This window comes from Streptomyces sp. ActVer (assembly GCF_027270795.1).
In the GTDB taxonomy this organism is placed as follows: domain Bacteria; phylum Actinomycetota; class Actinomycetes; order Streptomycetales; family Streptomycetaceae; genus Streptomyces; species Streptomyces umbrinus_A.
This window is the reverse complement of record NZ_JAPWHT010000330.1, coordinates 1-11,665: the sequence shown is the minus strand read 5'-3', so window position 1 is coordinate 11,665 and position 11,665 is coordinate 1. Positions and strand designations below refer to the sequence as shown.

Here is an 11,665-nt window from a genome sequence, read left to right as displayed (position 1 = left end):
ACCGGGCCGGCGCGCCGGGCGCCCCGGTCCTCCTCGACACCCTGCGCACCTGGCTGACCCTGCACGGCAGTTGGGACCGCACCGCCGCGACCCTCCACGTCCACCGCAACACCGTGCGCCACCGCCTGTGTAGGCCCGCATTCGGATTGTCCCGTTCCGTCGTGGCGACCTGCACTTCTGTCGGCTGTCTCATTCAGGGGCCACAGCATTCTGTCTCACGATCTTGGCCCTTGGCTTTTGTTTCCCGCACGGGAGCCGTGCTCAAAGCGACAGAGGGTGCCGCACCTGCGTGCGGCACCCTCTGGGTTTAGGCGGGTGAAGAACTACTTTCCGCCTGATCGGGGTTGTCTACGGCCCTTGTCACTTGCTGTCGTGGCACTGGAGTTGTGCGTCGATCTGTGCGGCGGTTCTGGCACCGTCGCGGGTCCAGTACTGCCCGGGCTTCAACTTCGCTGCGGACACCGTGCGCAGTGTGAAGACATCATCCAGTCCGCCACCTGTCGGGTCCACGTATCCCACAACGAGATTGCGGGGTACGGCGGACTGGGCCAGCTCTGGGGCGTGGCGCTCAAATCCTTCGCCGGACCACAGCTTGACGACCCCGCTCCTGGCTGCTGCCGTCGTGGGGTTCGAGGCCCACCACAGCACCTTCGGGTTCGCGCTCTTGTCGTCGTCGGCGTCCGTGACCTCCACGCGACGGATCACGTCGGTAGGGCAAAGGGCCATCTTCACGACAATCGACTTCCCGTCGACGCGTGCACCGAAGGCCGCGGGCACCGGGTCGGACAGGCGGTAGACGAAGTACATCCAGGCACCGACGGCCGCGAGAACGGCCAGGACACTGACCGACCCGACCACCACGAAGGGCCATACGGGTCGCCTTCGGGACTGGGTCAACGGATGCATTGGAGATACCGCCCGTTCCTGTATCCAGCGCGGCGCTCCCAAATGTTTCGACATGGGTTGATTCCCGCTCTGAGGTACATGGGGCCGAATCCCCATCCGTACCGCATCCACTGCCGCTTGTGTACGCGTTCGTGTCGCATCCTGCCCGGAGTGACAAAGCTGTTGTTCGAGGTGAAGTAGGTGGTCCCGAGGGTGGTTCCGCCGCGGGCGTGGAGGCCGTACCCTCCGGTGCAGGCACGCATACCGTAGCGGTACCGGCATCGGTAGCCCAGGTAGCGGCTGCCGACGTACGCCATGCCGACCCCGACGATCCGCGCTTGCTGGCGGTTCCTCCACCGGACGTACTTGCCGTAGCCGCGGCTTGCGTAGTGCCAGGCGAGCCTGGCTCCCACGCTGAAGCGGGGCTTCCACCATCTGCCGTCGAGGTCGTAGCGGTTGATCGGGTCGCCGCCGCAGTACTCGTAGGCGTTCGCTGACCCGCCGGGCACGGGGTCGACGGACAGGAAGCGTCCGGTGGTCGGGTCGTACAGGCGCACGCCCATGAGGGTGGCACCGGTGACCGTTTCGCTGGAACGCTGCTTGCCGCCGAGCCAGCCGTAGCGCGTGGCAGTGGCGTCGCCCTCCGGGTTGCCGTACTCGTCGTAGGCGAGCGCGGTCGGTGATGTGGCGGTGTCCAGCGGCAGCTGCACCGTCACGTCGCCGTGGATGTCCGTCAACTGCAGGACGGTGTCGCCCGTGGCGCTGGTGACGGTGCCGAGATCCCCGCTGATGTCCTGGACGTTGCGGGTGAGGGTGGTGCTGGTCTCCTGGGTCCAGTCGGGGCTGTCGCCGTCGGCGCCGTAGTGGTTGGTCTTGGCCCCGGTCTGGGTCCAGGTGCCGTCGGTGCCCTGGGTTTCGGTGGTCCAGGCGGCGAGGCGGCCGGCCGCGTCCAGGCTCCAGGTCTGTCGCTTGTCGTTGTTGGTCTGCTGGCGGACGAGGTCGCCTGCGTAGTAGCCGATCGTCGCGCCGGACGCCTGGGTGGTGGTGCGGCCGAAGGCGTCGTAGACGGTGCCGCTGGTGACCAGCCGGTCGGCGCTGTCGTAGGAGTACGACGTGGTGGTGGCGCCGGTGGAGGTGCAGGCCGCGCCGACGTCGCTGGTGGCGACGGCGAGGGCGGTGCGGTTGGTGTTGTTGTCGAAGGTGTAGTCGCGGCGGGTGCAGGCGCCGTCCGGGTCGGTGTCGTCCGCCTTCGTGAGGCGTCCGGCCGCGTCGTAGCTGTAGTTGCGGGTGCGGCTCTGGCCTGCCGTGTTCGCGCCGGTCACGACCTGGCCGTGGACGGAGTGGTCGACGGTGTCGGAGGCGACGACGGTGCCGTCGCTGTCCTTGGTGTAGACCCGGGAGGTTTCTGTGCCGGCCTCGTCCTGCGTGACGGTGAGGGTGTAGCCGCCGGGCAGGGACTCGGTGGCCAACTCGCCGTCCGCGTCGTAGCTCGCCGTGAAGGTGCCGGCGACCGAGTCGGTGCGGGAGGTTTCCAGGCCGCGCGGGTCCTTGGTGGTGTTGTAGGTGTAGGTGGTGGTGGACGGGGCGGAGTCGGTGGTCCTCACCGGCCGCCCGAGCGCGTCATAGGCGTTGGTGGCGGTGTTGCCCGCGCCGTCGTTGTAGGAGATCTCCCTGCCGAGCTGGTCGTAGGTGTGGGTGATGGTCTGCCCGTTCGAGGCGACCGTGGCCACGTCACCGCTGTCCGCGTCGTACGTGGTCGTGGTGTCCGGCACCGCCGTGCCGACCCCGCCGCTGGCCGAGGTCGTCTTGATGCGGCCCGCAGCGTCGTAGGTGTTGGTGGTGGTCCGGGTGACCGAGTTCGCGGTCTCCATCAACTTGGCGGTGTTGCCCCACCGGTCGTATTCGACGGTCTTGGTGGGCAGTTCGGTGGGGTTGGAGCCGCCGCCGGTGATGCTGCCCGCCGGGCCGGTGGAGCAGACCAGGTCGGCCCATTCGGGGCGGCCGTTGCAGGCGCCGGTGCCGGTGGCCGAGTAGTACGTGGTCACCGTGGCGCCCGCGTCGGAGCCGGAGGACTTCGGCAGGGTGGTCTTGGTGACCCGGCCCTGGGAGTCGTAGGAGGTGGTGCTCTTCAGAGCCAGACCGCCGGGGTCGGTGATCGTGTCCGTGGGCAGGCCCTTGACCCAGTCGTACTGCGTGGTCGTGGTGCGCACGTCCGCGTCCGAGGGGTAACCGTCCACGTACGCGCCCACCTTGGTGGTGGTGACCTGGTTGACGACAGTGGCCGTGCCGTCGGTCGGTCGGCCCTCGTCGTAGGGGTTGGCGGTGTGCTTGCGCGCCGGGAGGGGCGTGCCCGCGGGCACGGCGGGGCGGCCGTGGCCGGCACGGTCGGCGCCGCCTGGGGCGTCGCCGCCGCGACATTGAGCAGCTCGGCCGTGTGGTGGCTGCAGCTGCGGTCCGCCCTGCGCGAGCGCCACCACAACCCCATTCCCGAAGTGAGGACGCCATGACCGCGCAACCCAGGCTGAGCATCGGCCTGCCCGTCTACAACGGCGAGGAGTACCTGGCCGAGGCGCTCGACGCGCTCCTCGGCCAGACCTACGAGGACTTCGAACTGGTCGTCTCCGACAACGCCTCGACCGACGGGACGCAGGACATCTGCCGCAAGTACGCCGCTCAGGACTCGCGCATCCGGTACATCCGGCTGACCCGGAACATCGGCGCCGCACCGAACCACAACTACGTGTTCACCGAGTGCCGCGGCGAACTGTTCAAGTGGGCCTCGCACGACGACCTTTACGCCCGCGACCTGCTGCGGCGCTGCGTGGAGGCGCTGGACGAGCGGCCGGACATGGTCCTTGCGCACTCCGGCCAGGCGGTCATCGACGGCGACGGCCGGGTGAAGGTCCCGTACGAGTACGGGCTGGCCACCGACTCACCACACGCGCCGGAGCGCTTCCGCAGTCTGCTGTTCGAGCCCGGTGGCGACGACTTCTACGGTGTGATGCGGGCCGACGTGCTGCGCCGGGTGAAGCCGCACGACAGCTACCACCACGCGGATCGCACGTTCGTCGCCGAGATCACCCTGCACGGGCCGTTCCACCAGGTGCCGGAGCTGCTGTACTTCCGCCGCGACCACCCCACCCGCGCCGAGCGGGCGAACCCGGGCAAGCGCTCCCGGTGCGTCAACCTGGACCCGCGCCGGGCAGGCCCGCTGCACCCGACGCCCCGGCTGCTCGCCGAGTACGTCTGGGGCTTCGTCTCGGCCATCCGGCGGGCGCCGCTGTCCGCGGCCGACCGGCGCGCGTGCCACCGCCACCTGGCCGCATGGATGACCAGCCGGGTCCGGCCGGGTGCCGGCGAGCGGGTCGAGGACCGTACCCCGGTCGACCCGGGCCGGCTCACCGTGTCCGTCGACGCCCTCGTCGCCGGACGTGAGGGGCGGCAGGCATGACACCCGCGAACCGAACCCCGGTGCGCGTCGGGGTGTTCGGCCTGCTCGGCTCCGGCAATCTCGGCAACGACGGGTCGCTGGAGGCCGTGCTCGGCTACCTCCGCGCCGAGCACCCGGAGGCGGTCGTGGACGCGCTGTGCGGCGGACCCGAGGCCGTCACGGCCCGGTACGGAATCCCCGCGACGCGGCTGCACTGGTACCGCGGGGAGTACCGGACCGCGTCGCGGGCGGGCGCGATCGCGGGCAAGGGCCTGGGCAAACTCGTCGACGCCGTCCGTACCGCTGCCTGGGTGCGCCGACACGACGTGGTGATCGTGCCGGGCATGGGCGTCCTGGAGGCCACGCTGCCGCTGCGGCCGTGGGGCTTCCCGTACTCGTTGTTCCTGCTCTGTGCGAGCGGTCGGCTGTTCGGCACCCGCGTCGCGCTGGTCGGCGTCGGGGCCGCCGCGATCGGCAACCGGCCGACCCGGGCCCTGGTGCGCTGGTCGGCGCGGCTGGCCGGCTACCGGTCGTACCGGGACGCCCTGTCCCGCGACGCGATGCGGGCGATGGGCGTGGACACCACGCGCGACGAGGTCTACCCGGACCTCGCCTTCGCCCTGCCGACGCCGCCGGCGAGCGGACCCGACAAGCTCTCAGTTCCGCCGGGCCCGGTCTGCGTCGGTGTCATGGACTTCCACGGCGGCGACGACGACCGCGCACGGGCCGGGGAAATCCACCGGCGCTACCTGGCCGGGACAACTCGCTTCGTCCGCGCGCTGGTCGAGGAGGGCAGGCCGGTCCGGCTGCTCACCGGCGACGAGTGCGACCGGCCGGTGGTCGCCGCGATCCTCGACGCGGTGGACTCGCCGCTGGTCACCGCCGCCGAGGCGGCCTCGCTCGCCGACCTGATGAAGGAGACGGCGGCTGCCGACACCGTGGTGGCCACCCGGTACCACAACCTGGTCTGCGCGCTGAAGGTCGGCACGCCGACGCTCGCACTCAGCTATGCGGCGAAGAGTGACGCCCTCATGGACCGGATGGGCCTTGCCGCGTACTGCCACCCGGCCCGCGAGGTCGACGCCGACCGGCTGCTCGAACAGTTCCGGGCGCTGGAGGAGCGATCTGCGGAGCTGCGGCACACCCTCGCCGAGCGGAATCTGGTCGCCGCCCGGCAACTCGAGTACCAGTTCACCGCCTTGACCGCTGCCCTGTTCCCGGCGGCCGACCACGCCCACGCCTTGAGGGAGGCCAAATGAAGGCGACCGAAGTCCCGGCGATCGACGGCGCGTACCTGTTCGAGCCGACGCCGTACTCCGACGAGCGCGGCTTCTTCTGCCGCACCTTCGACGCCGACGTGGTCCGCTCGGTGGGCCTCGACCCGGACGCCTTCGTCCAGGACAGCCTGTCCCGCTCGGTCCGGGGCGTGCTGCGCGGCCTGCACCTGCGCTCCGGCGCGGGCGAGGCCAAGCTGGTGCGCTGCTCGTACGGACGGATCTTCGACGTCGTCGTCGACCTGCGGACGGACTCACCGACGTTCCGCAACGTGGCGACCTTCGAGCTGTCCGGCGAGACGCAGACGACCCTCCACATCCCGTCGGGCTGCGCCCACGGGTTCCAGGCACTGACCGAGACCGCCGACACCTCGTACCGGATCGACCGCCCGCACGATCCGGCCGAGGACGTGACGATCGCCTTCGACGACCCGGAACTCGCCATCCCCTGGCCGCTCCCGCCCGCCTCGATGTCCCGGCGGGACCGGGAGGCGCCGAGCCTCGCCGAGGTCCTGAAGCAGAGGGAGAGCTGAAGTCACCGTGGAAACCGAAGAGTTCGGCCTTCCCCGATCGCGGGCGGCGAACGAGCGGCTGCACGCCCTGATCCCCGGCGGCGCGCACACCTACGCCAAGGGCGACGACCAGTACCCCGAGGACCTGGCCCCGGTCATCAGCCACGGCCGCGGTGCCCATGTGTGGGACGTCGACGGCAACCGCTACATCGAGTACGGCTCCGGCCTGCGCTCGGTCAGCCTCGGCCACGCCCACCCACGCGTGATCGAGGCGGTGCGACGGGAACTCGACCGCGGCAGCAACTTCGTCCGGCCGTCCATCGTGGAGGTCGAGGCGGCGGAACGCTTCCTGGCCACCGTGCCGACCGCCGAGATGGTGAAGTTCGCGAAGAACGGCTCCGACGCCACCACCGCCGCGGTGCGCCTCGCCCGCGCCGCCACCGGGCGTCCGCGGGTGGCCCTCTGCGCCGACCATCCGTTCTTCTCCACCGACGACTGGTTCATCGGCACCACGCCGATGTCCGCCGGCATTCCGGCGGCGACCAACGAGCTCACCGTGGCGTTCCCCTACGGCGACCTGGCCACTACGGAGGAACTGCTCACCCGGTACCGGGACGAGGTCGCCTGCCTGATCCTCGAACCCGCCACCCACACCGAGCCGCCCCCCGGATACCTCGCCGGCCTGCGCGAGCTGGCCGACCGGCACGGCTGCGTACTGATCTTCGACGAGATGATCACCGGCTTCCGCTGGTCCGAGGCCGGCGCCCAGGGCCTGTACGGCGTCGTCCCCGACCTCTCCACGTTCGGAAAGGCGCTGGGCAACGGGTTCGCCGTCTCCGCGCTGGCCGGGCGCCGCGATCTGATGGAGCTGGGCGGACTACGTCACTCCGGCGAACGGGTGTTCCTGCTGTCGACCACGCACGGTGCGGAAACGCACTCGCTCGCCGCCGCGATGGCCGTGCAGACCACCTACGTCGAGGAGGGCGTCACCGCGCGGCTGCACACCCTCGGCGATCGGTTGGCCGCCGGTGTCCGCGACGCGGCGGCCAGTATGGGCGTCGGCGACCACGTCGTCGTCCGGGGCCGGGCCAGCAACCTGGTCTTCGCCACCCTCGACGAGAACCGGCAGCCGTCGCAGCGGTACCGCACCCTGTTCCTGCGCCGGCTCCTCGCGGGCGGGGTGCTGGCCCCGTCGTTCGTGGTGAGCAGTGCGCTCGGCGACGACGACATCGATCACACCGTCGACGTGGTGGCCCAGGCGTGTGCGGTGTACCGGAAGGCACTGGACGCCGCCGACCCCACCCCCTGGCTGGCCGGACGACCGGTGAAGCCCGTGTTCCGCCGCTTGGCGTGACGGGACGTCAGCGGCGGTCCCGCCGGCCGGTGTCGGCCATCCGGTCGGCCGTCCGGTCGACCAGCCACGCGGTCGCCGGTGTCACTGCCAGCGCGGTGCACCAGCCGCCGAGGACGTCGGTCGGGTAGTGCGCGCCCAGGGCGACCTGGGCCCAGCCCATGGCGGCGCCGGCGACCAGCGCCGCCGCCAGTACGAGTGACGTGCCGGCCGTCCTGCCGAGGCCGAGCCGACCGGTCGCGAGCAGCGCCACCACGAGGGCGAGCGCGGTGACGAAGGCGGTGTGCCCGCTCGGATAGGACAGGTTGTCGTCGCCGTGGATGGTGCGGCCCACCAGGGACTTGAGCAGCGTCGTCGTCGCCACGGTCATGCCGGCACCGGCAACGGCGAGCACCGCCGCGCGAGGACACCGCAGCAGCAGGCAGCCCGTCACGGCGGCCACGACCAGCGCCACCGCTCCGGCGGGCTCCCCCAAGAAGTCCGTGGCCAGAGCGACGTTCCGCCAGGGCGGCCGCACACTGTCCGCCGTCGGCCGGACGATCCAGCTGTCCACTGTGCCGGGTTCGCTGTGGCCGGCGTACAGGACCCCGAGTACAACGACCACCAGCGCGGAGAGGACAGCGGTCAGCCCGAGCGGAACGCGCAGCGACGGGGGCAGCACGGCGGGCGCCGACCGGCCGGTCACGCGCCCACCGCGTCCGGTCGGCCTTCGGTGCGTTGCCGTGATCGGCAGATGGTGTTCCGGATCTTGTCTGCTTGGGGCAGGGTGAGGGTGCGGCCCGTCGTCCGCCCCGTGGCCGGCCATGAGTCAGCGGCCTCCTGTTTCCCCTGCTCCAGGCCCTCCTCAAGACTGCCAGGCCTGCTTTCGGCGACCTTCTTGTCCGCCATGCGCGGCAGTGGTTCATGTCCCGGTCCCCGTGGGACCACGAGCCGGTCACCGACCGGTGGACCGACCTGCTGATGCCCGCGTCGGCGATCGCGCCCCACGACGCCGGGGCGTTGTTTCCGGACGACTCCGGTGACTTTAGGTCCGGGCACGCCACGGCCTATATGTCCCGTCAGTACCTCGACTCCCGCGGACAGGTCGGAAACGGCATCGTCGCGGCCACCACGGGCCCACCGGCCGCCCACCTGGTGGTCCGGGCGCGCGCCGCTTGCGTCGCGTTTCGGGCACTGCTCGCCGACGGCCTCTGCAACCCCGGCGGATGGCCGCACTTCATCACCGAACTCGACCGCGCTACGCCCCGAACTGGGCCGGGCCGACTTCCGGGCCCGCTCCGACTTGGCGATCCAACGCCACTGACGCCGGTCGACGTGTTCTTCGGCTTCCGCTGACGCCAACTCCCCGCCCACAGTCCCCCATTTCTCTGCTTGCCACCCTAACCGCGGAAGAAGAGGGGCTGCGGGGAAGTCGCGCGGCTGCGCGAGGAGGCCGAGATGCGAAGTTCGCCGTCCCACTGCGCGTCCGCGTCCGAGATCCTATGCTTTGGGCACCTAAGGCGGAAAGAGGGGGATGCCTGGTGAGCCCAGCAGTGCGGGAAACGTCAGCATTGAAGTCCGGGGTCAAGCGGCTCTTGGGACGTGCGGGATTCGACATCGTGCGCACCAACAACAACCGGGGTGGAGTGGACGACTTCATCCCCTTCGAGGCAACGATGCGGGCCGCGCGGGCGGCCGGCCTGTCGGTCGGTGACTACATCGACGAGGTCATGAACGGGACGCCTGGCGCCACCCGGTTCACCATCGATGAACTACGCGCTCTCGGCGTCTTCACCGCCGACCCGGACACGGTGCTGGAGATCGGCCCCGGGTCCGGACGTTACCTGGAGAAGACGCTGAAGGAGTGTTCACCAGGCCGCTACGAGATCTACGAGACGGCAGCGCCCTGGTCCAACTACCTGGTGGACACATTCGGCGTGGTCGCCCAACCGACCGCAGGATGCAGTCTCGCCTCGACACCCGACGGAAGCATCGACCTCGTTCAGGCCCACAAGGTCTTCAACACCGTGACCTTCCTCTGCGCCTCCCGCTACTTCTTCGAGATGGCACGCGTCACGCGACCCGGGGGTCGGATCGTCTTCGACGCAATGACGGAGACCTGCCTGGACCCGGCCACGGTGCGTGCCTGGGCGACGAAGGGCGGCGCCGGGCACGGCTCCTACCCGGCCGCCATGCCTCGCCAGACATGCGTGGACCTCTTCGCGACCCTCGACTGCAGTCTGGAGGCCAGCTTCCTCGCCCCCATGGGCGTCGCCTCCACCGAGGTACTTGTCTTCGGAAAGGGGGCTTGACCCTTACGGGACGTCGTCGCCGACTGATCGATTCCAGGGATCGGCTGCACGCATGGGGCGAGGGCGTCCAACGTCAGTGCCTTCGACAGCCCCGCGGTGCTCTTGTCCAGGTCCGGCCGCGGCATCCTCGCAAACCTCCGGGCAGGGGCGCCGCCCATGAGCGGCGTGCTCAACCTCGAAGATCGGAAACGATCCATACTAAAAGGGTCTTCGCAGGCTCTCGCCTGCCAAGACCCTTCGCTCTGTCGGGACGACAGGATTTGAACCTGCGACCCCTTGACCCCCAGTCAAGTGCGCTACCAAGCTGCGCCACGTCCCGTTGCCCGTTGTGACCTGGGGTTTCCCCTGGTTGAACGCGCACGGAAACAATACCGCACTCGGGTCGGTGGTCGCGCACTCCTTTTGTCCCGGTGATCACCTCGTCCCGGCGATCGCCGCTTGACCTCAACTTTGATTGAGGTTGCACGATCGTCCGCATGACGACGACAACGATGAATCGCGACTACGGATCTGCGGATCTGCCCGGCCTGATGGAGCTGATGAGCGGGGACGAGAAGCACGGACCGGCGGCGACATCCACGCTCGACGCGCTCTGGGTGCTCTACGACCGGGTGCTGCGGGTGACGCCGGAGCGGGCGGACGATCCGGAACGGGACCGGTTCCTGCTCTCCAAGGGGCACGGGCCGATGGCCTACTACGCGGTCCTCGCCGCGAAGGGCTTCGTGCCGGTCGACTGGCTGCCGGGTTTCGGCTCGTACGACTCGCCGCTCGGGCACCATCCGGACCGCGTGCTCGTACCGGGGGCCGAGATCGGCAGCGGTTCGCTCGGGCACGGGCTGCCGATCGCGGTCGGCACGGCGCTGGGTCTGCGCGCCCAAGGACTGCACGACCCCCGCGTCTGGGTGCTGGTCGGGGACGCCGAACTGGACGAGGGCAGCAACCACGAGGCCATCGCGTACGCCGGTCCGGCCGGGCTCGACCAGCTGCACACCGTGGTGATCGACAACTCCTCCGCCAGCTACGCGCTCCCCGGCGGGATCGCCGCGCGCTTCGAGGCCGCGGGCTGGTCGGCCGAGACCGTCGACGGACGGGACCACGACGCCCTGTACGCCGCCTTCACCGCCCCTCACCCGGGACGTCCGCGCGTGGTCGTCGCCCAGGTGGAGCCGAAGACCGCCTGAGCCGGTCACCCCGCACCCACGCCCGGACCCACCCACGCACTCCCGCACTCCCACAACGGAGGACTATCCCCATGGACACCATGCGTGACCGCTTCGCCCCCGTCGTCTCACGGCTGCTCGACGAGGATCCGCGCGTCGCGGTCGTCCTCGCCGAGATCGGTGTGGCCGGATTCGAGGACGCGCAGCACCGGCATCCGGACCGCGTGATCAATCTCGAAGATCGCGGCCGCCGCGCCGTTGACCGCGCCGATCACACAGATCTGCCAGAGCACCACATGGCCGGTGAAGAACAAGGTGGCGGCGACCGACTGGCTGCCCAGCCGCACCACGTCGGCGCCGATCATCAGCCGACGGGTGCTGAACCGGTCGGCGAAGACCCCGCCGAAGATCACCAGACCCGCGAAGCAGGCGGCCGACGCGGCCATGGCCAGGCCGACGGCCCCCACCCCGTAGCCGTGCTGCAGCAGTCCCGCCGCCAGCGCCACCGGCAACATCGTGTCGCCCAGCTTGGCGACCGCCCGTGCGGTGAAGAACAGCCCGAAATCCCGCGACCAGACCTTCCGGCGCCCGCCGCCGCCACTCACATCACGACGACCGGTCCCGCCGCCGACGCCACGGTGACTGCCATCGGCGCCACGCTGACCGCCACCCCCATCACGGCCACCGGCGCCCGCGTCCTCCCCCGACGCCGGCACCCCACCCGAGGACAACCCGCCCCCAGCCATCCCCCTCACACCCCTC

10 protein-coding genes, 1 tRNA gene and 4 pseudogenes are annotated in these 11,665 nt (G+C 70.4%); 9 read left to right on the top strand and 6 right to left on the bottom strand.

Going from position 1 to position 11,665, the window contains the following annotated elements:
* A pseudogene (locus O3Q52_RS37700) lies at window positions 1-140 on the top strand (helix-turn-helix domain-containing protein); the annotation flags it as partial.
* Window positions 141-360: 220 nt separating this feature from the next.
* Here O3Q52_RS37700 and O3Q52_RS37695 read toward each other — a convergent pair.
* Window positions 361-897, bottom strand: coding sequence for a hypothetical protein (locus O3Q52_RS37695; RefSeq protein ID WP_269653106.1), 537 nt, complete (start codon window positions 895-897; stop codon window positions 361-363).
* Window positions 898-1,313: 416 nt separating this feature from the next.
* Window positions 1,314-3,245 (bottom strand): annotated as a pseudogene (locus tag O3Q52_RS37690) (RHS repeat-associated core domain-containing protein); the annotation flags it as partial.
* Between the two features lie 143 nt (window positions 3,246-3,388).
* Here O3Q52_RS37690 and O3Q52_RS37685 point away from each other — a divergent pair.
* From O3Q52_RS37685 to O3Q52_RS37670, 4 genes are read left to right on the top strand one after another with little or no spacing between them, the layout of a single operon-like run.
* Window positions 3,389-4,336, top strand: coding sequence for a glycosyltransferase family 2 protein (locus tag O3Q52_RS37685; protein ID WP_269653105.1), 948 nt, complete (start codon window positions 3,389-3,391; stop codon window positions 4,334-4,336).
* Window positions 4,333-5,574, top strand: coding sequence for a polysaccharide pyruvyl transferase family protein (locus O3Q52_RS37680; RefSeq protein ID WP_269653104.1), 1,242 nt, complete (start codon window positions 4,333-4,335; stop codon window positions 5,572-5,574). Before O3Q52_RS37685 ends, O3Q52_RS37680 begins: the two co-directional genes overlap by 4 nt.
* Window positions 5,571-6,122, top strand: coding sequence for a dTDP-4-dehydrorhamnose 3,5-epimerase (gene rfbC, locus O3Q52_RS37675; protein ID WP_269653103.1), 552 nt, complete (start codon window positions 5,571-5,573; stop codon window positions 6,120-6,122). The genes O3Q52_RS37680 and rfbC overlap by 4 nt, the downstream gene beginning before the upstream one ends.
* A 7-nt stretch (window positions 6,123-6,129) precedes the next feature.
* On the top strand, window positions 6,130-7,455 hold the full coding sequence (locus O3Q52_RS37670) for a glutamate-1-semialdehyde 2,1-aminomutase (protein WP_269653102.1): 1,326 nt from the start codon (window positions 6,130-6,132) through the stop codon (window positions 7,453-7,455).
* A 7-nt stretch (window positions 7,456-7,462) separates the two neighbouring features.
* On the opposite strand, the gene O3Q52_RS37665 is transcribed toward O3Q52_RS37670, so the two are convergent.
* Window positions 7,463-8,137, bottom strand: a complete 675-nt coding sequence (locus tag O3Q52_RS37665; protein ID WP_269653101.1) for a phosphatase PAP2 family protein — start codon at window positions 8,135-8,137, stop codon at window positions 7,463-7,465.
* The gene (locus O3Q52_RS37660) at window positions 8,134-8,340 is read right to left on the bottom strand and encodes a hypothetical protein (protein WP_269653100.1); all 207 of its coding nucleotides are present in this window, start codon (window positions 8,338-8,340) and stop codon (window positions 8,134-8,136) included. The genes O3Q52_RS37665 and O3Q52_RS37660 overlap by 4 nt, the downstream gene beginning before the upstream one ends.
* Before the next feature lie 15 nt (window positions 8,341-8,355).
* Between O3Q52_RS37660 and O3Q52_RS37655 the strand changes: the two genes are divergently transcribed.
* Together O3Q52_RS37655 and O3Q52_RS37650 are read left to right on the top strand one after the other, a co-directional pair.
* Window positions 8,356-8,787, top strand: a complete 432-nt coding sequence (locus O3Q52_RS37655; RefSeq protein ID WP_269653099.1) for a transposase — start codon at window positions 8,356-8,358, stop codon at window positions 8,785-8,787.
* A gap of 239 nt (window positions 8,788-9,026) precedes the next feature.
* Complete coding sequence (locus O3Q52_RS37650) at window positions 9,027-9,743, top strand: methyltransferase domain-containing protein (RefSeq protein WP_269653098.1); 717 nt, start codon at window positions 9,027-9,029, stop codon at window positions 9,741-9,743.
* A 245-nt stretch (window positions 9,744-9,988) separates the two neighbouring features.
* Here the strand turns inward: O3Q52_RS37650 and O3Q52_RS37645 are convergent.
* A tRNA-Pro gene (locus tag O3Q52_RS37645) sits at window positions 9,989-10,062 on the bottom strand.
* A gap of 157 nt (window positions 10,063-10,219) precedes the next feature.
* Between O3Q52_RS37645 and O3Q52_RS37640 the strand changes: the two genes are divergently transcribed.
* Both O3Q52_RS37640 and O3Q52_RS37635 read left to right on the top strand, forming a co-directional pair.
* Window positions 10,220-10,924, top strand: a complete 705-nt coding sequence (locus tag O3Q52_RS37640; RefSeq protein WP_269653097.1) for a transketolase — start codon at window positions 10,220-10,222, stop codon at window positions 10,922-10,924.
* A 71-nt stretch (window positions 10,925-10,995) separates the two neighbouring features.
* Window positions 10,996-11,139 (top strand): annotated as a pseudogene (locus O3Q52_RS37635) (transketolase); the annotation flags it as partial.
* On the opposite strand, the pseudogene O3Q52_RS37630 reads toward O3Q52_RS37635, so the two are convergent.
* A pseudogene (locus tag O3Q52_RS37630) lies at window positions 11,137-11,649 on the bottom strand (hypothetical protein); the annotation flags it as partial. The pseudogenes O3Q52_RS37635 and O3Q52_RS37630 sit on opposite strands and share 3 nt — an antisense overlap.
* Window positions 11,650-11,665 lie beyond the last annotated feature (16 nt).

Coding starts and splice junctions, on each gene's coding strand:
- O3Q52_RS37685 (WP_269653105.1), top strand. CDS start 3,389: ATGACCGCGCAACCCAGGCTGAGCATCGGCCTGCCCGTCTACAACGGC.
- O3Q52_RS37680 (WP_269653104.1), top strand. CDS start 4,333: ATGACACCCGCGAACCGAACCCCGGTGCGCGTCGGGGTGTTCGGCCTG.
- rfbC (WP_269653103.1), top strand. CDS start 5,571: ATGAAGGCGACCGAAGTCCCGGCGATCGACGGCGCGTACCTGTTCGAG.
- O3Q52_RS37660 (WP_269653100.1), bottom strand. CDS start 8,340: ATGGCGGACAAGAAGGTCGCCGAAAGCAGGCCTGGCAGTCTTGAGGAG.
- O3Q52_RS37655 (WP_269653099.1), top strand. CDS start 8,356: ATGTCCCGGTCCCCGTGGGACCACGAGCCGGTCACCGACCGGTGGACC.
- O3Q52_RS37640 (WP_269653097.1), top strand. CDS start 10,220: ATGACGACGACAACGATGAATCGCGACTACGGATCTGCGGATCTGCCC.